The 22,598-nt window shown below is 67.1% G+C and carries 21 protein-coding genes and 1 tRNA gene; 2 read left to right on the forward strand and 20 right to left on the reverse strand.

From position 1 onward, the window contains the following. Positions 1-186 precede the first annotated feature (186 nt). A complete protein-coding gene (locus FOB72_RS13485) occupies positions 187-1,641 on the forward strand; it encodes a PLP-dependent aminotransferase family protein (RefSeq protein WP_150372978.1) in 1,455 nt (484 codons plus the stop codon). Here FOB72_RS13485 and FOB72_RS13490 read toward each other — a convergent pair whose 3' ends face one another. Further along, entirely contained in the window at positions 1,642-2,259 is a 618-nt protein-coding gene (locus FOB72_RS13490; RefSeq protein WP_150372979.1) for an acyloxyacyl hydrolase, read from the reverse strand. Positions 2,260-2,788: 529 nt separating this feature from the next. Beyond that, the gene (locus FOB72_RS13495; protein ID WP_150372980.1) at positions 2,789-3,667 is read right to left on the reverse strand and encodes an alpha/beta fold hydrolase; all 879 of its coding nucleotides are present in this window, start codon (positions 3,665-3,667) and stop codon (positions 2,789-2,791) included. 109 nt (positions 3,668-3,776) lie between these two features. Between FOB72_RS13495 and FOB72_RS13500 the strand changes: the two genes are divergently transcribed. After that, positions 3,777-4,694, forward strand: a complete 918-nt coding sequence (locus FOB72_RS13500; RefSeq protein ID WP_150372981.1) for a LysR family transcriptional regulator — start codon at positions 3,777-3,779, stop codon at positions 4,692-4,694. A gap of 28 nt (positions 4,695-4,722) precedes the next feature. Here FOB72_RS13500 and FOB72_RS13505 read toward each other — a convergent pair whose 3' ends face one another. From FOB72_RS13505 to cpaB, 18 genes are all read right to left on the reverse strand, one after another. Continuing rightward, entirely contained in the window at positions 4,723-5,706 is a 984-nt protein-coding gene (locus tag FOB72_RS13505) for a quinone oxidoreductase family protein (protein ID WP_150372982.1), read from the reverse strand. Between the two features lie 107 nt (positions 5,707-5,813). Beyond that, positions 5,814-6,257 carry a GNAT family N-acetyltransferase gene (locus FOB72_RS13510; RefSeq protein WP_150372983.1) on the reverse strand — a complete coding sequence of 148 codons (444 nt, stop codon included), beginning with the start codon at positions 6,255-6,257 and terminating at the stop codon, positions 5,814-5,816. Between the two features lie 355 nt (positions 6,258-6,612). Then, a tRNA-Cys gene (locus FOB72_RS13515) sits at positions 6,613-6,687 on the reverse strand. Between the two features lie 77 nt (positions 6,688-6,764). After that, positions 6,765-7,250, reverse strand: coding sequence for a bacterioferritin (bfr, locus tag FOB72_RS13520; RefSeq protein ID WP_150372984.1), 486 nt, complete (start codon positions 7,248-7,250; stop codon positions 6,765-6,767). Between the two features lie 188 nt (positions 7,251-7,438). Further along, positions 7,439-7,894: a PA2169 family four-helix-bundle protein gene (locus FOB72_RS13525; RefSeq protein WP_150372985.1), complete on the reverse strand. Its 456-nt coding sequence runs from the start codon at positions 7,892-7,894 to the stop codon at positions 7,439-7,441. Positions 7,895-8,038: 144 nt separating this feature from the next. Further along, positions 8,039-8,635: a GTP cyclohydrolase II gene (gene ribA, locus FOB72_RS13530; RefSeq protein ID WP_150372986.1), complete on the reverse strand. Its 597-nt coding sequence runs from the start codon at positions 8,633-8,635 to the stop codon at positions 8,039-8,041. Between the two features lie 189 nt (positions 8,636-8,824). Then, complete coding sequence (locus FOB72_RS13535) at positions 8,825-11,071, reverse strand: catalase (protein ID WP_150372988.1); 2,247 nt, start codon at positions 11,069-11,071, stop codon at positions 8,825-8,827. A gap of 282 nt (positions 11,072-11,353) precedes the next feature. Next, complete coding sequence (locus FOB72_RS13540) at positions 11,354-11,716, reverse strand: hypothetical protein (RefSeq protein WP_150372989.1); 363 nt, start codon at positions 11,714-11,716, stop codon at positions 11,354-11,356. Positions 11,717-11,740: 24 nt separating this feature from the next. Beyond that, positions 11,741-12,910 (reverse strand): transglycosylase SLT domain-containing protein, encoded by a 1,170-nt coding sequence (locus FOB72_RS32800; protein WP_263364723.1) that lies wholly within the window; start codon positions 12,908-12,910, stop codon positions 11,741-11,743. A 236-nt stretch (positions 12,911-13,146) separates the two neighbouring features. Further along, positions 13,147-14,553 carry an OmpA family protein gene (locus FOB72_RS32550; protein ID WP_223851330.1) on the reverse strand — a complete coding sequence of 469 codons (1,407 nt, stop codon included), beginning with the start codon at positions 14,551-14,553 and terminating at the stop codon, positions 13,147-13,149. A gap of 62 nt (positions 14,554-14,615) precedes the next feature. Continuing rightward, the gene (locus FOB72_RS13560) at positions 14,616-15,056 is read right to left on the reverse strand and encodes a hypothetical protein (protein ID WP_150372991.1); all 441 of its coding nucleotides are present in this window, start codon (positions 15,054-15,056) and stop codon (positions 14,616-14,618) included. Between the two features lie 31 nt (positions 15,057-15,087). Further along, positions 15,088-15,783: a TadE/TadG family type IV pilus assembly protein gene (locus FOB72_RS13565; protein WP_223851331.1), complete on the reverse strand. Its 696-nt coding sequence runs from the start codon at positions 15,781-15,783 to the stop codon at positions 15,088-15,090. After that, positions 15,780-16,154, reverse strand: coding sequence for a DUF192 domain-containing protein (locus tag FOB72_RS13570; protein WP_223851332.1), 375 nt, complete (start codon positions 16,152-16,154; stop codon positions 15,780-15,782). Before FOB72_RS13570 ends, FOB72_RS13565 begins: the two co-directional genes overlap by 4 nt. Beyond that, the gene (locus FOB72_RS13575; RefSeq protein ID WP_150372992.1) at positions 16,151-17,032 is read right to left on the reverse strand and encodes a type II secretion system F family protein; all 882 of its coding nucleotides are present in this window, start codon (positions 17,030-17,032) and stop codon (positions 16,151-16,153) included. The genes FOB72_RS13570 and FOB72_RS13575 overlap by 4 nt, the downstream gene beginning before the upstream one ends. Positions 17,033-17,042: 10 nt before the next feature. Then, a complete protein-coding gene (locus FOB72_RS13580; RefSeq protein ID WP_150372993.1) occupies positions 17,043-17,891 on the reverse strand; it encodes a type II secretion system F family protein in 849 nt (282 codons plus the stop codon). Between the two features lie 40 nt (positions 17,892-17,931). Then, positions 17,932-19,806 (reverse strand): ATPase, T2SS/T4P/T4SS family, encoded by a 1,875-nt coding sequence (locus FOB72_RS13585; protein WP_150372995.1) that lies wholly within the window; start codon positions 19,804-19,806, stop codon positions 17,932-17,934. Between the two features lie 11 nt (positions 19,807-19,817). Then, positions 19,818-21,398, reverse strand: a complete 1,581-nt coding sequence (locus FOB72_RS13590; protein ID WP_223851333.1) for a type II and III secretion system protein family protein — start codon at positions 21,396-21,398, stop codon at positions 19,818-19,820. A 53-nt stretch (positions 21,399-21,451) separates the two neighbouring features. Beyond that, positions 21,452-22,546, reverse strand: a complete 1,095-nt coding sequence (gene cpaB, locus FOB72_RS13595) for a Flp pilus assembly protein CpaB (RefSeq protein WP_150372996.1) — start codon at positions 22,544-22,546, stop codon at positions 21,452-21,454. Between the last annotated feature and the right edge of the window lie 52 nt (positions 22,547-22,598).

The following is a 22,598-nucleotide window of genomic DNA, read 5'->3' on the forward strand; positions in this document are numbered from 1 at the left end:
ACAGGTATCTGTGCCCGCACGCTTCCCCGGCCTGGTGCACGCACGCGTTCGCACATCGCGAACCCGGCCAGCAGATGGGCCATTGCGGGCATACGGCCCGCTGCGCTGCACCATGACGATATCCTTCCCGCGCGCGCCCTAACCCCGCTAAACTGTGCAGGTCCCCAGACCGGAAAGCCGCCTTCGATGCTCGCCCTCCACCTCGCCCGCAGCCGCCGCGGCAGCGATACGCTGACCGAACAGATCGTCTCCGGCATCGTCGCGCTGATCGACAGCCGCGCGCTGCGCGCGGGGGCGGCCGTGCCATCGGTACGGCGGCTGGCGCAGCAGCATCACGTCAGCACGTTCACGGTCGCGGAAGCCTACGCACGCCTGACCGCGCTCGGATACCTGAGCGCGCGTCCGGGATCGGGCTATACGGTCGCGCACCGGCATGCGCCGGCCGGGCAGGCACGCACACCGCAGTGGCAGGCGCCCGAACTCAACGCGGCATGGCTGCTTGCCGACGTGTTCGCCGACCATTCGGTGCCGATCAAGGCCGGCGCGGGCTGGCTGCCCGGCGACTGGCTCAACGAGGAAGGCCTGCATCAGGCCATGCGCACGGCGTCGCGCGTGCCGGCCGCGCAGGTCTCGGGCTACGGCCATCCCTATGGGTTCGCGCCGCTGCGCGAGCATATCGCCACGCATCTGAGCCAGTACGGCATGCCCGTGCAGTCGCAGCAGGTGGTGCTCACGCAGGGGGCCACGCAGGCGCTGGACCTCGTGGTGCGCACGCTGCTGCGTCCCGGCGATACGGTGCTCGTGGAAGCGCCGTGCTACTGCAATCTGCTGCAGATCCTGAAGCTCGCGGGGCTACGCGTGATCGGCGTCCCGCGCACGGCCGCGGGGCTCGACACCGATGCCCTCGAGGATGCCATCCGCGCGCACGGACCGCGCGCGCTGTTCGTCAACACGGTGCTGCAGAACCCGACCGGCGCCACGCTGACGAGCATGAACGCGTATCGCGTGCTGCAGCTGGCCGAGACCCACCGGCTGCTCGTGGTGGAGGACGATATCTATCGCGAGCTCGCGCCGGCGGGCTCGCCGATGCTGGCGGCCATGGACGGCCTGTCGCAGGTGGTTTACATCAACGGATTCTCGAAGACCATCGCGCCGTCGGTGCGCGTGGGGTATCTCGCGGCGAGCCCCGACCTCGCCAAGGCGTTCGCGCAGACGAAGATGGCGGTGGGGCTGACCTCATCGGAGGTGACCGAGCGGCTCGTGTATTCGGTGCTGACCAGCGGCCATTACGCGCGCCATGTCACGGCGCTGGGCGAACGGCTGCGCGCGCAACAGGATCTCGTATCGGAAAAGCTGGAGGCGCATGGCATGGAAGTGCTGCTGCGGCCGGAAGGCGGGATGTTCACGTGGGCACGGCCGCGCTGGGACGATCGTGCCGAGGGCGGGCAGCCAGGCCAGGCGCTGGCCGCGCGGGCGCTCAGCCACGGAATCTGGCTCGCACCGGGCGTCTACTTCGAGCCCGATGGCAGCGACTCGCCGTGGATCCGCTTCAACGTGGCGACGAGCGATGCGCCGCAGTTGTGGGCGTTCCTCGGCGCCTGCCGTGCGGGGCAGGACGCCGAGTCCGCGCTGACCGCCTGATCAGAAGCGGTAGCGCACGTAGCCCGTGTAGAAGTTGGCGCCCGGGTTCGGCTCGCGGATGCCCGCGTTGGAGATGTGCTGGAAGCGGAAACCGGCTTCCATGGCGTTGTTCTTGCCGAACGCCGCACCCACGCCGATCATGTCGCCGAACTGGAACGCACTGCTCATGTTGTGCTCGTCGGACGTGTGCGTATGCGTGAGCAGGCGCAGCCCGAGGCCGCCTTCGATAAACGGCGTGAACGGGAAGCTGCCGCGCTTTTCCACACGCAGGATCGGCGTGAAGCCGAACTCCTGCAGGTTCTGCGAGTTCGTGCCGCCGCGCGACTGCCATTGCGCGATATTGAATTCGACCTGCACGCGGAGCAGCCAGCTATCGGGATTTCCGTACTGGAGCGGCGTGTTGAAGTTGATGCCGAGCTCGTACTTGTTGACGTCGTGACTCGTGTCACGGCCGTATGCAACGTGAACACCCGGGTCCGTAAACCACGGCTCGGCCTGGGCGGCGGTGCTGACCCCCGCGGCGAGCGCGGCGGCAACGAGACAACGGGCGGCGAGGGATACGGACGAAGCGCGCGAGGCAGGCGCGCACAGGGAACGCTGTTGTAGTTGTGGATGCATGAGAGAGCGTCGGCGATGAAGAGAGGACCCGGCAAAGGGACGACAAAAAGCCGGACATGCCGAGGCTCTGCGAGACATCGCGCGCGGGGAATGGGGCATGGCGAATGGCCGTGCCCCATGGCGTCAGCGCCCGGTCCCTCCCAGAATCCGGTACGTCAGGCCCAAAGCCGCTCCGCGATCCAGTTCGCGAACACACAGATCGAAAGCCAGATGGCGAGGCAGCCTGCAATAAAACGGTACGTCATGGGTATTTCTTCTTGTCAGGTTCTTCGTGAGACGCGCGATTATACATTCATTCATGAATGTATGTTTCGGGATCCCCCGGTCCGCTATCCGGTATCACGGTCGATATCGGACGGCGCAGAAACCTCACAAGGGGACGATGATGCCAGTGTGTGAGAAACCGTGCACGGCAAGGGTTCAATTCTCTTTTCAAAAAATTTGTGCATACCTGCACAAAAGCACGATGGCGCGCCCTGCGGCGCGCCATCCCGGCAACCCATTCGAAAAGCCGCGAGGCTTGCTGGTATTAGCTTCTGAGGAAAGGAAGCACTTCCTCCAGTAACCGTTCGGGAATTTCCTCGGCGATATAGTGACCGCTCGGCAAAGCATGTCCGCTGACGTGGCGTGCGACCTTGCGCCACTCCTCCAGCGGCTGGAAACACTGGCCGACCGCCCCCTCGGCGCCCCAGAGCGCGAGCATCTCGCACTCGACCTTGCGACCGGCCTCGAAGTCCGCGCGGTCGTGTTCGAGGTCGATGCCCGCGCTCGCGCGGTAGTCCTCGCAGAGCCCATGCGCGGCACCGGGCAGCTTCAGGCAACGCAGATATTCGGCCAGGGCGGCCTCCGTGAACGGCGCGAGGCCCGCGCTGCGCGTGCCCATGGTCTGGCGCAGATACAGGGCGGGATCGGCCTCGATCAGCGTTTCCGGGAACGGCGCCGGCCGGATCAGGAAAAACCAGTGATAGTAGGCGCGCGCGAACGCCTCGTTGGTCTGTGCATACATCGCGAGCGTGGGCGCGATATCGAGCGTGACCAGCTTTTCCACCGCCTGCGGGTGGTCCAGCGCGAGCCGGTGCGCCACGCGGCCGCCGCGGTCGTGCGCCAGCACGCGAAAGCGCGCAAAGCCGAGCGCCCGCATGACCGCGAGCTGGTCGGCCGCCATCGCGCGCTTGCTGTAGTTGCTGTGGTCGGGCAGGCCCGCCGGCTTGTCGCTGTCGCCGTAGCCGCGCAGGTCCGTGGCGACCACGGTGAAGTGCCGCGCCAGTTCGCCCGCGACCTTGTGCCAGATCACGTGCGTCTGCGGATGGCCATGCAACAGCAGCAGGGCCGGGCCCTGCCCGCCGACCACCGCGTGAATGTTGACGCCGTCACAGTCGAAGCTGCGTTCGGTGAATCCTTCGAACATCTCGTCTCCTTGCCGCGCCTCCGCGCGGAATACCGGACAGTGTAATCACGAAGCGCGCCGATATAATGCCCCGCATCGACTTTCATTCAGTCATCCGTTTCACGAATCGATGGATCCGTTCTCCGACGTCGCGTTCTTCGTCCTGCTCGTCAAGCGCGGCAGCCTCGCCGGTGCCGCGCAGCAGCTCGGCATCACGCCGTCCGCGGCCAGCAAGCGGCTGTCCGCGCTGGAATCGCGGCTCGGCGTGCGGCTGCTCCAGCGCACCACGCGGCGGCTGTCGGTGACCCCCGAAGGCGAGTCGTATCTGGCGCAGGGCGGGCGCATCCTCGCGGAACTCGAAGAACTGGAACAGGGACTCGGCGGCAGCCGCGTCGCGCCGCGCGGATTGCTGCGCGTCAATGCGTCGCTGGGCTTCGGACGGCGTCATCTGGCACCCGCCATCGCCGATTTCCTCGTGGCCTATCCCGACGTCGAGGTCCAGCTGCAGCTGACGGACCGCGCGCTGAACCTGGCCGAGAGCGGACACGATATCGGCATCCTCGTCGGCGAGCCGCCCGATGCGCGCCTCAACGCGCGACGGCTCGCGGCCAACCGGCGCCTGCTGTGCGCGGCGCCCGCCTATCTGGAAGCGCACGGCGAGCCCACATCGCCGCGCGCGCTGCACCGCCATCGCTGCCTCGTCATTCGCGAAAACGAATCGGCCTACGGCACGTGGCACCTGGAATCGGGCGGGCATCATGAAACCGTGAAGGTGCGCGGCCCCGCCGCGACCAACGATGGTGAAGTGGCCGTCGGCTGGGCGCTGCAGGGGCATGGGGTGCTGCTGCGATCGGAGTGGGAGGTGGCGCCGCTGCTGCGCTCGGGGCGGTTACGGCAGGTGCTGCCGGACTGGGCTTCCCCGCCCGCCGATATCCATGCCGTCTATCTGGGCGGGGACAAGCTGTCCGCCCGCGTGCGCGCATTCGTCGATTTTCTGGCGGCGCGGTTCGCGGGGCATGACGAGGGCGCGCGGTTTCACGGGTGGTGACCGGCGCCCCGCGCCGACAGACACTCGGTCAGGGGACCAGCAGGATCGCGCCCGTGGTTTCGCGGCGCTCGGCCGCTTCGTGCGCGCGCGCCACGTCGGCCAGCGGAAAACGCTGACCGATCTCCACCTTCACATGGCCGGCCGCGATCGCGTCGAACAGATCCTTAGCATTCGCGCGGAATCGCGCGGCGTCCGCGTTATGCGGAAACACCGACGGCCGCGTCAGGAACAGGCAGCCCTTCTTGGCCAGCAGCTCGGGCTCGATCGCCGGCGCGGGACCCGATGCGGCGCCGTACAGCACCACGAGGCCGAACGTCTGCGCGCAATCGAGCGAGCCGAGGAACGTCGACTTGCCGACCGCGTCGTAGACCACGCGCACGCCCGTGCCGCCGCTCGCGGCACGCACCTGTTCCACCCAGTCGTCGTTCGAATAGTCGATGGCCACGTCGCAGCCCATGCGCTTCGCGATTTCGCACTTGGCGGGCGAGCCCGCGGTGCCGATCACGAACGCGCCAAGCGCCTTGGCCCAGCTGCTCAGGATCTGGCCCACCGCACCGGCGGCCGCATGCACGAGCACCTTGTCGCCGGGCTGGATCGCGTACGTATGGCGCACGAGATATTGCGCGGTCATGCCCTTGAACAGGATTGCGGCGGCATGCTCGTCGGAGACGTTGTCGGGCAGCGCCACGAGCTTGTCGGCCGGCACGTTGCGCGCCTCGGCATAGGCGCCGAGACCGGCGTTCATGTACGCCACGCGCGCGCCGGGCGCGAAATCGGTCACGCCGGGACCGACGGCTTCGACGACACCGGCCGCCTCGTGGCCGAGCCCGGTCGGCGAAGGCAGCGGATAGGTGCCGCGGCGCTGGTACGTATCGATGAAATTGAAGCCGATCGCGGTCTGCCGGACACGCACTTCGCCGGGGCCCGGATCGGGCAGCTCGACATTCTCGAGCCGCATGACCTGCGGGGCGCCGAATTCATGAAGGCGTACGGCACGAACGGTGATCGGCATGCTGGTCTCCTCTGGATGGGGTATCGATGAGCGTTGGACTCCGGATTATCGAGTGATTCCGGAAATCCTGCCGGACCGCAAATACGGACACCGCCGACGCTGCGAGATCAGTCCAGCTGGGCGCACATGCAGAGCGCCGAACCGCTGCTCTGCCTTCGGAACGCCTCGGAGTCGCGCACCTCGGCCGGCAGCTGCGCGGCCTGGATCAGCGAGAACCCGTAGCGAGCGAAGTAATCGGGACAACTCGACGTCAGGAGCACCGCGCGCCGGCTGCCGTTCGCGCGCGCGCGCATCATCGCGGCGCGCACGAGGTGGGTGGCAATGCCCTGGTCGCGGCAGTCATGCAACACCGCCACCGAGCGGATCATCGCCGTATCGCCAAAGCGCTCGGCGCAGGCACATCCCACCACGCGCGTCTCGAGCACGGCCACATGGAAATGATCCACGAGCAACGCCACGTCGGTTGCCGGCAGGCCGCACCGCTCCAGAACGGCCTCGATGGCAGGGATATCGGCCGCCCGCGCGGCTCGGATCTGCATGTCTTTGATCATCGGGAGCCTCGTTATCGCTGAACGCTATGGACGACATTCACCATGGAAGCCCTGCATGGATACTGCTGTGTCTTTCCCTGCCCCGCGTCGTACGACGACACATGACACGGGGGTATGAAACGGGAAAGAAACGGCGGCGCCGGGCGAGCGGTGACATGCTGACAATCGCGGCGCGCGCGGGACTCACAGTAGCGCAATCGGCCGCACCTTGCCAGAGGCAAATGCACGCCTTTGGTTCATGTTCGTCCGCAGCGTATCGACGCACGGAGTGCGAGCATGAAACGCGCCAGCGAGAGGCGCCGAGGGAAAGAAAAACGGGAAGGAAAAACGGAAAGGAAAACGGAAAGGAAAACGATGGAGGCGGGGATACGGAATCGAACCGTCGTAAACGGCTTTGCAGGCCGTCGCATAACCACTCTGCCACCCCGCCCCGGATGGCGTCTCCATGGACGCGCGTTGCTTGTTGCGGGCCGCAGTGTAGCCGAAGATGGAAAAACGTGCAGCGGCTCAGTGACTTTCGCCGACCTCGCCCATCGCGGACTGCTGATAGTTCTGCAGGCCGATCTTGCGGATCAGCTCCAGCTGGGTCTCGAGCCACTCGATATGGTCTTCCGTATCGTCGAGGATCGGGGTCAGGACATCGCGCGACACATAGTCGCCCACCGACTCGCAATACTTGATCGATTCCTTGAGGCTCGTCTGCGAGATGCGCTCGAGTTTCAGATCGCAGCCGATCATCTCTTCGGTGTTTTCGCCGAGCAGCAGCTTGTCGAGGTCCTGCAGGTTGGGCAGCCCGTCGATCATCAGAATGCGCTCGATGAGCTTGTCCGCGTGCTTCATCTCCTCGATGGATTCGTCGTACTCGTGCTTGCCGAGCGCGAGGAGACCCCAATGCCGGTAGATGCGCGCATGCAGAAAATACTGGTTGATTGCCGTCAGCTCGTGCTTCAATTGCGTATTCAGCAGCTGAATGACTTTCTTATCGCCTTTCATCGTGCCTCTCCAACCATCATTACCATTTCATGGTAATCGCGGAGACCGCAATATCAAGCTGGGATTGGCGTTGCGGGCAGCACGCTGCATGTTTCGCAAATATTTTTTTACGTGAATGCATCTGATTTCGATTCACGTCCCCATTCGCGTGGCAAAAAAAAGGCGCTCCGGAGAGCGCCATTTTTTATTTAGGCACCGCTCGCGCGATACCGGTTACGCAGATCGCGAATCAGATCGTGATTGCGCAGCACACCCTGGTACTGGCGCTCGATCAGCGCGCGGATGTCGAAGCTGAGGTCCGCGTCCTGCAGCGCATCGCCATACTTCTTCTTGGCGACGTCCTCGCCCTTCTCGGTTTCTTCCAGAATGGCAAGGTCCGACCGGTCCGACACGGCGGTCCGCAGGCTCACCCAGCCGCGATGCAGGGCGCCGGCCACGCTGCCGTGGTCTTCCGGCTTGCCGCCCAGTGCGGCCACCTGGCTCTGCAACTCGCGCACGGCGGCGCCGATTTCCGCGGCACGGCTCGAGAACAGGGTCTTGAGCTCGGGGTTCTTGGCGTCCTCCGCAGCCTTGCGAAAACCTTCCTCGCCGTCGCGCGACACTTCGATCAGATCGTTCAGTACGGATACGTTGTTATCAGCCATCGCTCTCTCCTTTCTGAATTTTGCCCCTGCGTCCATCGCAGGCGCGGCATGAGTTCAAGATAGAAGAGTGGGCACACGCAAACTGTCGGGTGCCCTCGCAACCGGTTGTCGGTCTATGCCTACAACCGCGCGCGGACGGCGGAATCAGTCGAGAAGGTGACCCATGCGAGACCGCTTGGTCGCGAGATATTTCTCGTTCTCGGCGTTCGAGGGCACGATGTGACGCATTTGCTCGGCGACGACGATACCGGCGTCCTCGAGCGCGCGCTGCTTGACGGGGTTGTTGCTCATCAGGCGAATCGACTTCACACCCCACTGGCGCAGCAGATCGGCCGCGAACGCATAGGTGCGCGAGTCGATGGCCTGCCCGAGCGCGAGATTCGCATCGACGGTGTCGAGGCCGCCGTCCTGGAGCGCATAGGCGCGAATCTTGTTCGAGAGGCCGATGCCGCGGCCTTCATGGCCACGCAGGTACAGCAGGATGCCGCGGCCTTCCTCGGCAATCTTCTGCATCGCGAGGTCCAGCTGCTCGCCGCAGTCGCAGCGGCACGAGCCGAACACGTCGCCGGTCAGGCATTCGGAATGCAGGCGCGTGAGCACGTTCTCGCCGGAGATATCGCCAATGGTGAGGGCCAGGTGCTCGGTGCCCGTGTGCGCGCCCTTGAAGGCATGCGCGGTGAACTCGCCGTACCGCGTGGGCAGGCGCGCGGAGCCAATCAGCTCGCTTTCTGTGTCATTCATGTTGTCAATGTGGTGCGGTGACCGCCGAAGCGGCGCATGGCGGCAAGGATACCGCACCACGGCAGGACATGCTCGCGGCAGGGGTTACCGGCCTGCCCCGCGGCACGCCGGCATCCCTCGCGGAGAGGGAAAGCGGGAAGAACCGTGCGCCGCGGAAGAACGCGTTGCCCGCGGCACCCGCACAAGCGCCTAGACAGGCACTTGCAGCGCGTCCGGGCGATCCCACCAGCGATGCTGGCCCACGGCCTCGAGAAACGCCTTGTGGCCCGCCGCCTGGTCCTTTTCCGCCACGAGCACGCCGGCGCCGCCGAAGCCGCCGTCGAGCCCCGCGGCGCGCGCGGCAGCCGCGACGAGCAGCGCACCGGAACCGCCCGCGCCGATCGGCTTGTAGTGCTTGTAGCTCTCGCTGACGAACAGCAGCGCGGCCGCTTCGGGCACCGTCGGCGGATTGTCGCCATCGGGAACATAGACGGCATCGAACAGCACCGAGCCGACCGACGCCAGCGCGTGATCGACGGCGAGCGCGGCGCCCTTGGCCGTGGTGACCGCGCTCGCGCGCGGCCCGATGATCTTGACCACCGCGCCGCCCTGCTCCGCCAGCTTGCGCAGCGACGCGATGGCTTCATCGCGCACGCCGTCGTTGACCAGCACCGCGATCTGCCGGCCCTTGATCACGCCCTTCGGCTGCGCATCGAGGCTCAGCGCGGGGGAGGCGGCAATCCCGTAGTCGTTGATCGGAACGTCGGGGCCGACCGGCACGACCTCGATGCCGAGCTTGTCCGCGACCTGCTGGGCCAGCTCCGGCGCGATATGCACGAGCTGTCCCACCACGCGTTCGCGAATCTCGGGGCTCGACACCTTCGACAGCTCGAACGTGTATGCATCGACGATCTGCATCTGCTCCACGGCCGACTGGCTGCGCCAGAACAGGTTGGCCTGCGAGAAATGATCGGCGAACGTGTGGCTACGCATGCGGACCTTCACCGCGCCATCCTCGGCGGGCTGCGGAAAATGCTTGTAGCCGTCGGTGTCGCCCGCGAGGAACGGGCAGCCGCCGCTGATGCTGTTCGGCTGATAGCTCTCGCGGCCCTGCACGACCGTCTGGCGCATAAAGCCGTCGCGCTGGTTGTTATGCACGGGGCAGAGCGCGCGGTTGATCGGCAGTTCGTGGAAGTTGGGACCGCCGAGCCGCGTGATCTGCGTATCGGTATAGGAGAACAGCCGCCCCGCGAGCAGCGGGTCGTTCGTGAAATCCATGCCGGGGACGATATGGCCCGGGTGGAAGGCCACCTGCTCGGTCTCGGCGAAAAAATTGTCGGGGTTCCGGTTCAGCACCATCTTGCCGATACGCCGCACGGGAACGAGTTCCTCGGGAATCAGCTTGGTCGCGTCCAGCAGGTCGAAGCCGAGCTTCAGCGCATCGGTCTCGGGCACCAGTTGCACGCCCAGTTCGTACTCGGGATAGAGGCCCGCGTCGATGGAATCCCACAGGTCGCGCCGATGGAAGTCCGGGTCCTTGCCGTTGATCTTGAGCGCTTCGTCCCACACGAGCGAATGCGCGCCCCCCACGGGCTTCCAGTGGTACTTGACCAGCGTGCCGCGGCCCTCGGCATCGACGAGGCGGAACGTGTGCACGCCGAACCCTTCCATCGTGCGGAAGCTGCGCGGCAGCGCGCGACCTGACATCGTCCACAGCACCATGTGCATGGACTCGGGCTGCAGCGACACGAAGTCCCAGAACGTATCGTGCGCCGACGCGGCCTGCGGAATCTCGTTGTGCGGTTCGGGCTTCACCGCATGCACGAAGTCCGGAAACTTGATCGCGTCCTGGATAAAGAACACGGGCATATTGTTGCCGACGAGATCGAAGTTGCCCTGGCGCGTATAGAACTTGGTGGCAAAGCCTCGCACATCGCGCGCGACGTCGGGCGAGCCGCGCGAGCCCGCCACCGTCGAGAAGCGCACGAATACCGGCGTCTTCTCGCCCACGCGCGTAAAGATATCGGCGGTGGTCACGTCCTCCAGCGATTCGGTGAGTTCGAAGTAGCCATGTGCGGCCGCGCCGCGCGCGTGCACGACGCGCTCGGGAATGCGTTCGTGATCGAAGTGGGTGATCTTCTCGCGCAGATGAAAGTCTTCGAGCAGCGTCGGGCCACGCAAACCGAGCTTCAGCGAATCGTCGTCCTGCGGGAGCCGCAGACCCTGATTGGTCGTCAGCGTGCGGCCCTCGTTCGATACGAGGTTGCCGACGGAGTCGGAGCCCAGCCGCTTTGGACGCGGGTTCAGCCGGTCGGCCACCGCGCGCTCGTAGCTGCCGTCGTCGTTGTTGCCGGCGCCCTGCGGCTTGGGTGGGGTCGTGTCTGGCGGCACCTGCGACGCGGTCGAGGCCGCATCGTTGCGAGGCGGCTTTGCGGGGGAGGCTGTCTTCTTGGTCATGGCCGATTCCATCGTGAAGAGTGATCGAACCCTGTCCTCCCGCAGATTGCGTGCCACCAGCCTGCGCGCTGCCCCGTACCGGCCACATCCTCGCCGCGCCCCGCGCGCGCGGCGCATGGCCGGAACGCTGCCAGCGCGCCTGCACGCGCCAGCACGCGCCGCTTGCGCCGGTCTGCGCCGTGCGGGCTTCCGTCCCCGCTTGGCGCCTGGCGTGCCGGTGCCCCGCGCCCTGGGGGGCGACGGCCTTTTTACATCGTCGTGTAAAAGCTGCGGAGGCGCGCGTCAGCCCTTGTTGCATTGCGGCTGCGCGCGAATGCCGTCGCGCGTGGCCGCGCAGGCGCGCGCGAGGTTCTCCTTGTCGGGGATCGCGCGCCACTGTGCGCGCACCTTGTCCATCTCCTGCGGAATCGCCTCGCGCAGCGTCTTCGCCGCCGCGCTCTGGCCCAGACGGTCGTACCCGGATGCCATCGCCTCGGTACATGCACGCTGCGCGGCTTCGGCCTCGACGCACTCCTTCGGCAGGCTGTCGTCCGCGCCGGACGTGCCCGCGGTCTTGCCCTCGTCCTTGCCGCATGCGGCCATCAGCATGGTCAGCGAGGTGATCGCGAGTGCGGCACGGACGGTACGGAAGCGGTACTTGCTCATGGTTTCTCCTTGTCGTTCGAGGATTCAGGGATTCAGAGGATTCGGCAGCCGGGCCTGATAGCCGCGATACAGCGCCATCACGCGCGGCACGTATTGCTGCGTCTCCGCGTAGGGCGGGATCTGGAGGCCGTGGCGCTCCACCGCGCCTTCGCCGGCGTTGTAGGCGGCCAGCGCGAGCGGCAGGTCGCCGTAGCGGCCGATCAGGTAACGCAGATGCGCGGCACCGGCCCGCACATTGCGCGCGGGGTCGCGCGGGTCGGGCTCGCCATAGCGCCCGGCGGTTGCGGGCATCAGCTGCATGAGGCCGACCGCGCCTTTCGGCGACAGCGCGGCGGGATTGAAGCCCGATTCGGCGTGAATCACGGCGAGCAGAAGCGCGGGGTCGAGGCGATTGTCGGAGGCGGCCTGCGTGACGAATGGCAGCACGGTGCGAAGCAGGTCGCCGGTGCGGGGCGCGGGCGCCGGGAACATGCTGGCGAGGCCGGGCAGCCCGATGAAGGGGACTGCGGCGACTTCGCTATCGGCGTCGGTGTTGGGATCGCTATCGGGGTCGGTGTCGGGGTTGCTACCGGGGTCGGTGTTGGGACGGATAGCGGGGCCGTTAGGGGAGCCGCTATAGGAGCCGATGTTGTGGACGAGGTTAGGGCCGAGATTGGCGCGGATGTTGGGACCGAGGTTGGCGCGAATGTCCGGGCCGATGCTGGTGCGGATGTCCGGGCCGAGGTTGGCGCGGATGTCCGGCCCAAGGTTCGCGCGGATGTCCGGCCCGAGGTTGGCGCGGATGTTGGGACCGAGGTTGGCGCGAATGTCCGGGCCGATGCTGGCGCGGATGTCCGGGCCGAGGTTGGCGCGGATGGCCGGGCCGAGGTTCGCGCGGATGTCCGGGCCGAGGTTCGCGCGGATATCCGGCCCGAGGTGGGCGCGGATGTTGGAACCGCTAGCGGAATCAATGGCAGGGCCGCTATCAGGTCGGCCGTGGTCGCGATCGTTCCCGCGTGTCAGCGAGACCATCATCGGGCCGCCCGCCCGCGCGCGCGGCGCCGAGCGGATGGGCTGCACGGCCCCGCCGCCCTGCAGCCACGTCACCCCGTGCGCTCGCACGGTGGTCACTTCGGCACGGGCCAGCGTGGGAAACAGCAGCGCGGCACACGCCATCAGGGATGCCACCACGCGCACAGCGGCAATCCCGCGCATGGCCTCCCCACGCGTTGCCATCCCGTGCGTAGGCACACCCCGCGTTGCCATCCCACGCGTTGGCACGCCACGCGTTGGCACACCTCGCGTTGGCACACCTCGCGTTGCCATCCCACGCGTTGTCGCCCCACGCGTTGGCACACCTCGCGTTGCCATCCCACGCGTTGTCGCCCCACGCGTTGGCACACCCCGCGTTGCCATCCCACGCGTTGACACGCCACGCGTTGCCCCCCCACTCATTGCCGCGCCACCTCCACCCGCCGGTTCTGCGCGCGGCCCGCGGGATTGTCGTTTGGTGCCACCGGCCGGCTGGCGCCGAACCCCTGCGCGCCCAGATGATCGCCCGCCACGCCCGCCGCCGCGAGGTATCGGCGCACGCTCTCGGCGCGCCGCTGCGACAGGTCCTGATTGTGGGCATCGCCCCCGCTGCTGTCCGTATGGCCCTCGATCGCGAGGTGCCAGTCCGGATGCGCGCGCGCTGCCTTGACCACCGCGTCGAGCGCGGGCCGGCTCTCGGGCCGCAGCGTATCGGCATCGAGGTCGAAGTTCACGCCATAGAGCGTGACGCGCTTGTCCGCTTCCAGCGCATCGTCAACGAGATCGGTCGCGTTCGCATCGCCAGGGCAGGCATCGCGATAATCGCCGACGCGCCAGCCGATGCCATTGACCGACTGCGCCATGGTGCCGCTGCCGCCCGTCGCGCCCGGAAACTCGAGCACCGCGGTGCGCGCGCCATCGGGGCTGAAGCTCATGACGCCGCGCCACGCATCCTTGCCGCTCCCGCGCGCGTAGCGCAGATAGCCGCCGGGCTCGGCACCGCCCGCGAATTCCCCGGCAACGCGCCGGAACGTCACGCGGCCGCCCTTCTCCTCGCCGTCGCCAAAGCATCCGCGTACGGTCGCGCCATCCTGCCGGATCGCGACATACGACGCGCCGCTGAAGCCGCGCAGCAGCCGATAGACGCCCGATACGCTGCGCTCGGCCGGCGCGCCTTCGGCAGGTTGCGCAAGCGCTTCGAACTGGCGCACGGAGATCGTGCCCCCACCGCCGCCCGTGAAGTTCACGCGCACCCATCGCGCGCGCGCGGGCGTGGGCAACGCGGCCTCGTCGCTGACGCCGCGGCTGTCGCGTTGCGACGAACCGATCGCGGTCAGGTCGGCGTCGTACACGGTCTGCCATGGGCCATCCTGTCCCTGCTCGGAGACCTGCACCTGCGCGTGCTTCGCGGCCGAGATCTCCGCGGCGCGGACAAAGCGCACACGTTCGATCGTCGCGGGCGCGGCGAGCGCGATCACCGCGTCATAGCCGTCGCCATTCGCGGTAATCCCCACCGAGTCCGGCACCTCGTTGATCAGTGACAGCCAGCGCTGGTCGTCGCGCGGCTTGTTGACGACGAATGCGCCGGCGGACATGCCGGCCACATTGACCAGCTTCGGCGCGGCCGGCGCGGGTGGATCGGCGGATGCGGATGCCGAAGGTGCCGGTGCCGCGGGCGTCGCGGGCACCGATTGCTCGGTGACGGGCTTCGGCACGCCGGGCTTCGGCAGCTCGTGTTTCGACTTCTCCTTGCAACCGGCCACCATCGCGATGGCGGCAATCAGCAGAGGGAGCACGGTGGGGCGGAGGGATGATGCAGCGGACAACGAGGACTCCTTGGCAACGGAGCGTCTCGCTGCCCGCGCGGGCAGCACGCTCTCGCATTGATTCAGGGTTCGCGCGCACGCGGTGTGCGGACGAGTGTGTCGATCTGCTCCAGCGTCTGGCCGATGGCGGCCTCGAGCGGCCCGAGCGATTCGGGCGGTGCGTTCTCGAGCAGCGCACGATTGTATTCGCTAATTTGTGCTTCGAGCACCCCTTGCGCCGCGCGCAATCGCTGCGGCACGGTCGCGGCGGCCGCTTCCACCGACGCTTTCGTGGCGGGCGCGAACGTCGCCGGCTGTACGGGAGCGCCCGGCGTACCGCGCGCGGGCCGCGCCGTGGCGGGCGCCGCGGGCTGCGGTGGACGGCCGTTGATGATCTCCACACCCTCGGCACGGTGCACGTCCATCGCCGATGCCGGCGCGGCCATGCAGAGCGCCGCGGCGCCGCCCATCGTGCAGGCAAACGCGCAGCCAAACGCGCGTACGAATCGCGTGGTGCGCCTCATGTTCATCCGCCTCACTTCATCCGCCCCCCGCTTATCCACCACGATACGGGGTCTGCATACGCACGATCGCCTCCGACTCGAGCGGAATACGCCAGCTCCCTTCGACCGTCGACAGCGCGTAGCAGGTATTGGGCCGCTTCGGCAGCCCCGATCCGGGCTTGCCCGTCGCATAGATATCGTCGATGGCGTTCATCAGCGAAAAGATGGTGCGATTGGCGAAAGGCACGGCCATCGCGTAGCAATAGGTCACGCGGATCTTGAGCAGGTTCGCATCCTGGATCGAGATGCCCGAGCTGCCGCCCGCGCTCGTGCTCCGAAAGCTCAGCGTATCGTTCGGAATCTCGCGCACGGTCTGGCCCGCATACTGGTTGGTCTTGCCGAAATCCTGCAACGCGGCCGATGTCGGATTGATGACATCGATGCGATACGCGCCGGGCTTGAGCAACTCGATCGAGTTCACGTACAGCAATGCCTTCTGCTGCCCGATGAGGTCGGCCGAATGCGTGAACAGCGGCGCAAGGCCACGCGCGAGCCCGCTGCGCATCGACGCGTTGCGGCCATGGTCGAGCGCGCCCGCGCGCGCCGCCTGCAGCGCCGCATAGTCGAGCGTGGCCTTGGCCTGGTACAGCAGGCCGAACTGGACGATGCCGAGGCACAGCAGCAGCAGGATCGGCAGCACGACGATGAACTCCGCCATGCTGGCGCCACGGATGCGGTTGCGGTTCATGCCGCCGCCTCCCCGTCCCGCACACCGGCTTCCGCGAACCGCAGCCGATCGCCGGCGCGCAATGCGAGCGCCGCCGCGCGCCCCGCCGCGAGCTCCACCGTCGCGCGCGCACGCCAGTGCGCACGGAAGCGTCCGCGCGCCACGTTCGCATGGACCGCGAGCACGGTGCCCCCGCCATCCACGAAGACGACGTCGATCGGCATGCGCATGCCGAGCGTATGCACGGCATTGCACGACGGGATCCACATCGCCTGCGAGGCCTCGAGCGACGCGCGCCCGAGCAGCCCGCGCATGCGCTCGCGCGCGTGCTCGGCAAGTTCCGCGCGCGGGCACAGCGGCTCCTCGCCGCGCCACAGCGTGCCGTGCTTCACAACAACCCCTCCTGCATGAACTTCATCACGATCGGGAAGCCCAGCACGATGAACGTCACCGGGAAGATAAACACCACGAGCGGAAAGATCAGCTTGACCGGTGCTTCCATCGCCTGCTTCTCCGCGCGCTGGAACCGTTCGGTCCGGCGCTGCTCGGACTGGAAGCGCAACGTCTGCGCGAGCCCCGAACCCATGCGTTCCGCCTGGATGACCGCGCCCGCGAAGTTCGTGATCTCCTTCATGCGCAGGCGGTCGTCCATGCGCCGCAGCGCCTCCGAGCGCGAAAGGCCCGCCTTGAGATCGCGCAGCACGTGCTCGAACTCGCGCTGCAGCGTGCCGGCCGGCCCCTTCTCCACGGCCTGCGTCATCGCGCCGTTGATATTGAGGCCCGCTTCCACGGACAGCGTCAGGAAGTCGAGAAAGATCGGCAACTGCTTGGTCACCTGCGCCACGATGCGCTTGCGCACATCGCGCAGCCACAGCCGCGGATAGAAGAAGCCGCCGAGCGCGCCCAGCGCGAGCACGGGCAACGAGAACGTATGGATGCCAAGCATCGATACCCACAGCATCAGCGCGAACAGCAGCGCCGACACCAGCGACAATGCCGTGAACTGGCTCGCGGTCATCACGAACGACATGCCCGTCAGGCGCAGTTGCTCTTCGGTGCGCGCCAGTACCGCGCGCGGCACGAGCCACAGAAAGTGATGTTCGACAAAGCGGACGAGCGGCCACAGCTTGCGCAGCGACTTCGGCAGCGGGTCGAGGTAGGCGCGATTCTCCTGCGGCACCACGCCCGTGAGCCGGCGCATCGAGTAGACCAGCGCGCCGATCATCGCGATGACGGCCAGGCAGATGAGGAAAATAATCGCTATGCGCATGGCGGCTCCGTCAGACGTCGATGTGCGTGATCTTCTTGATCGCCTGATAGCCGATGAACTCCATCGTGCCGATCACCGCGAGCACGCCCCAGCCCAGCGGCGAATCGAACAACGGCGCCATCGCCTTCGGCTCCATATTGCGGAGCACGAGGATCAGGAAGATCGGCAGGCCCGTCATGACCCAGCCCTGCATCTTGCCCTGCGCGGTGAGCGATCGGATCTTGCCTTCCATCTGCTGCTTCTCGCGCAGCGTGCGCGCGACGGACTCGAGCGTCTCAGCCAGGTTCCCGCCCACCTCGCGCGAGATGGAAATCGCCGCGGTCACCATCAGAAAGTCGGGCACCGGAATGCGGCGCTCCATATGGCGCAGCGCCACCATCAGATCGACACCGAGGCGAATCTCGCGCAACAGCAGCTCGAACTCCTGCGACACCGGCGGCCGCGATTCCTGCGCCACGCTTTCCAGTGCCATCGGGAAGCTCGCGCCGGCGCGCAGCGCGCCCGACATCATCAGCAGCGAATCCGGCAACTGTTCCTCGATCTCTCGCAGCCGCCGCGTCTGCATGCGCCGGACCCACAACCGCGGCAGCATGAAGGCGAGCGGAATCGACACCGCGGTGAACAGCACGTTCTGCGACACCAGCCACACGACGAGCGGCAGCACAAAGACCGCAAGCGCCGAAATTCCCGCGAGCCGCTGCGTATTGATGAAGATGAACAGATCGGCGAGGTTCGATTCCACCTCGGTGGCCACGCGCTGCGTCCGCTGCACGAACCATGTGCGGCCGTGGAACAGCGCGCCCCACGCGAGGAACATGAGCACCGCGAAGATCAGAGCGAGTACGACGACGATTTCCATGGGAGCTTCTTACGTTGGTTACGTCCGTTGGTTGCCACCGTTACGCCGGCTGTTCGCCGAAGATCGACGTGTCGACCGAGATACCGCGGCGAATCAGGTCCTGATAGAAATCGGGGATATAGCCCGTGGAGACGAAGCGGCCGCGAATGCGCCCCTGCTCGTCATACCCGTCCTGCCGGAAATTGAACACATCCTGCAGCTGCACCACGCCCGTCTCCATGCCGCTGACCTCGGTGATGTACGTCACCCGCCGCGAGCCGCACGAGAAGCGCGTCTGCTGCACGATGATGTCCACGGCCGAGCACACCTGCTCGCGAATCGCCTGCACGGGCAGGTCCAGTCCCGCCATCAGCGTCATGACCTCGAGCCGCGACAGGCAGTCGCGCGGCGAGTTCGCGTGCGCGGTGGTCAGCGAGCCGTCGTGGCCCGTGTTCATGGCCTGGAGCATATCGAGCGCTTCGCCGCCGCGGCATTCGCCCACGACGATGCGGTCCGGCCGCATCCGCAGGCAGTTCTTGACGAGGTCGCGGATCGGCACCGCGCCCTTGCCTTCCATGTTCGCGGGCCGCGCCTCGAGCGAGACGAGGTTGGACTGCGTCAGCTGCAGTTCCGCGGCGTCTTCCACGGTGACGATGCGTTCGTCGTCGGGAATGAAGTTCGAGAGCACGTTGAGCAGCGTGGTCTTGCCCGAGCCCGTACCGCCCGAGATCACGATGTTCGCGCGACGCTCCACGGCCACGCGCAGGAACTCGACCATCTGCGGCGACATGGAGCCGAATGCGACGAGGTCGCGCGCCTGCAGCTTGCGCTTCGAGAACTTCCGGATCGTGATGTTGGGGCCCTTGAGCGCGAGCGGCGGAATGACGGCATTCACGCGCGAGCCGTCCTTGAGCCGCGCATCGACCATCGGCGACGATTCGTCGATGCGGCGGCCGAGCGGCGCGACAATGCGCTCGATCGCGCCGAGCACGGCGCGATCGTCCGTGAAGATCACCGACGATCTGGCGAGCCGTCCCGAGCGCTCGACAAAGATCTCGTCATGCCGGTTGACCATGATTTCGGTCACGGCGTCGTCGGCGAGCAGCTCCTCGAGCGGGCCCAGGCCGATCACTTCGTCGAACACGCTCTTCTTGAGCACGCCGCGCGGAATCTGCGGCGTGTTGTAGCGCTTGTCGCCGTCGAGGATGTCGTCGAGCAGGCCGCCCACGAGCTGGCGCAGTTCTTCTTCCGGCATGCGCGCGACGTTGACGCGCCGCAGATCCATCGCGCTGATCAGTGCCTGATGCGCGGCCTTGCGGAGCTCGATGCCGAATGCGCTGTTGATGGGGGCGAGGGACTCGTCCTCGTGCCGTCCGGCGGCGGGCCGTGGCGCGGCCGGTGACATCATCGTTGGTGTCGATGGGTTCGGTGGTGTCGCCGGTGTCGCCGGGGTCGGCCCGGGCACTGCGGACGGCGTCGCGGCCGCCATCTGGGGCGGTACAGTGGGGGCCGACACCCGACCCGACATGGAAGTCGGCACCGGGCGCGACATCGGGTCCGACACCGCGCCCGAAACCGCGACCGGCCCGGCGACGGTTTCGTCATTGGGACGCACGGGCGTCGCGGCCTGCGAATGCCCGTTCGCCTGGCCATTCACCGCCACCGCCAACGTATAGTTGCCGATCTCGATCCGGTCCGCCGCCGTCAGCGGCCCATAAGACGTCACGGGATTCCCGTTGATCATCGTCGAGGCAATCCCGCCCTCGTCCTCGAGGTAATAGTGCCCCTCGCGATTCTCGATGCGCGCATGCAGCTTGCCGATCAGCAGCCCCTTGAGCACGATATCGCAGGCCGGGTCCTTGCCGATGGAGCACGCGTGTCCCACCTGGTACACGTCGCTGGCGCCGTTGCGCGCCGTGATGGTCAGCTTGAGCATGACGTTACTCCTCAGCCTCCGCGGTACTGCGCGGCCGCGGCATCGGGTGCCGGTTGCTCCAGCAACTGGCCATGGCGCTTCTCGCGATCGATCTCCTGCTCGCGGCGGCGGTCGATCTCCGGCAGCGGGCTCGGATCCCCGTTCTCGTACCGGAAGTTGCGATCGATCGATTCGCCGCGGTTCATCACGTCCGCGGCCATGGGCTCCGCCGGGTCGTACAGCACCGGCGTCACGAAGATCACGAGGTCGCTCTTGTTGCTGCGGAAATTCGTCGAGCGGAACAGCTGGCCCAGCACGGGGATGTCCCCGAGCAGCGGCAGCTTGTCCACCGCACTGCTGGCCTGTGCCTGCACGAGGCCCGACATCGCGATGGTCTCGCCCGGCCGGAGCGTGAGTTCCGACGACGTGCGCCGCGTCAGGAACGCCGGATAGCCGTTGACGGACAGCGACGGGTCGATCTGGCTGATCTCGGTACCGAGCGACGTGCTGATGACGTTGTCCCCATCGACCGCGGGCTTGACGTCGAGCTTGATGCCGTACTGCTTGTAGATCACGGTCTGCGCGCCAAGCGCGCCCGCGAGCGGAATCGGCACCTCGCCGCCCGCGAGGAAGCTCGCGGTGCCGCCGCTGCGCGTGTTGAGTTCGGGCGCGGCCAGCACGTAGGCTTCGCCGCGGCTCACCGCGAGATTGATCTTCGAGAAGATCGACGTGGCGATGCCGAGGAACACCCCGCCGGCCGCGCCGTTGACCGAGCCCGGAATGGAGTCGTACGGCGAGCCGCTCTGGATCGGCGGCACCGTGCGGTAACGGCCCGTGTGCACGGCATTACCGGCCACCGACGCCTGCGGGCCGTTGATCTGCTGGTCCCACGAGATGCCGATATTCTCGAGCCCGGTCTTCGTGATCTCCATGATATGGACCTTGAACATCACGGCCTTCTTGATGGGCCCGCCGTCCTCGGTCTGGATCAGGTTGGTCGCCATGCGGAACCGCTCGACCACCGCCCGCGCATCGTCCTTGCGTTCCGGATGCACATAGCCGCGCACGATGACGGATCCGCCGCGCTGCGTGATCTCGAGCTTGCGCACGAACGGCGACAGCGCCACGCGCATCTGATCGGCCGCATCGCCGAGGTCCTGATCGGTGACGCGCACGCGCACATGCATCGCGATGCCCGCTTCGTTCCAGATCACCAGGCTCGTGACACCCGCCTTTTCCGCCAGCAGCACGAGGCGACGATCGACCACGGTGCTGCTGACGAGGCTGCCGTCGCCGACGGCCACGCGCTTGATGGTGCCCGGCACATCCACCACGCGCACTTCGCCGCGGAACAGCACGATCTCGTACTGGGCGCGCGCGCCCGCCGTCACGGGCGTTGGCGTGACCATGGCAAGCGTCGCGGCTTCTGGCTTCACGCTGCCCGGAACGCCGCGCACCACGCCGCTCGCATTGGGCTGACTCGCGCCTTCGGTTGCGGTGGCCGTGGCCGCGCGGGCCGGCAGGTACGGCGCGGCCATCGCCACGCCGATCAACCACACGAGGACCCTACCCTGGCTGGCCGCGTTGCGGGCGGCTCTGTTTTGACTGGACATGCAATCGCTCTTCTGTAATGGATGGACTCGGGGAGAGAGGGAGGCTCGCGCGGCTAGTTGCCGGTGCCGGAGACACTTCCGGGGGGGCTGCCACTGAGGGCACTGGCCAGGCGCTCCATGTTCGCCTGCTGCGCGGCCGCGAGTTTCTGCGCGGCCGCGAGCGCCGCATCGGCCTGCGCGCCGCGACCGTCATTGCCCGCCGCATTGCCGGCCACCGCGGCCGCGGGCAACTCGGGCACGGTGCCCAGCATGTTGCCGCCGCTGTTGCCGACGATGTACTGCACGGTGTCGCCGGTGTCTTCGGCGGAGAACAGCGTGCGCTCGTGCAGCGCGATGGCGGGCGTTTCGCGTTTGTCCGCCGCATTGCGCAGCACCGCGCGCAGCGCGCCGACCTTCTGCGCGAGCGCGATGCGCGCGGCCTGCTCGGAGGTGACCGACAGCGTCAGGCTGTCGTAGCCCGCGGCTTCGTCGTTGGGGTCGCCATTGCGCTGCGCCGCGCGCTGACGCTCGAATGCCTCGCCGAGGTCGCGCGGGCGCACGTCCTGGCCGGTGGCCAGCACCACCACGTTGGAGAGCAGCATGCGCGCGGTCTTGTCGGTGTCCTTCGGTCCGGGGGCTCCGCCGGCCTTGGCGCCGCCGCCGCCCGCCCCCGACGTGAGCAGATACAGGTCGATATGGTTGCCGGGCTTGAGCATCTTGGCCGCCGAGTTGGTGGCGTCGATCTCGATCGTCAGCGCGCGTTTGCCCACTTCGAGCATGTCCGAGAAGTCGCGCGCCTGCAGCGCCTCCAGATCCGCGCGGCGCACGGGACGGCCGCGGCTGACCGGGCGCACGAGCTTGAGGTTGGACACCGCGTCGAAGTCGCTCGCGCGAATCACGTCCTCGAACACGAGATCCGCGGGCACGTCGCGCGCGGCAAACGCGCTGTTGTCAACGGGCGTGCCGACCGGCAGATCTCGCGTCGGCACCATGACCGATACGCGCTGCTGGCGGTTCATCTCCTCCGCGAGCCTGGCCTTGAGCGCGTCCTCGCGCCCCTCCAGAAAGCGGTACACCCAGAACGTCAGCAGGCCGGCGGCAAGCACGGCGATCACGAGCAGGACCCAGGGATTACTGGCCAGTGACTGGACTTTTATTTTCTTCAGCATGAGAGACAGACCCGATGAAAAAACCCGATGAAGCGACAGAAGCGGCAGAGGC

Source organism: Cupriavidus pauculus (genome assembly GCF_008693385.1).
Lineage (GTDB): Bacteria > Pseudomonadota > Gammaproteobacteria > Burkholderiales > Burkholderiaceae > Cupriavidus > Cupriavidus pauculus_D.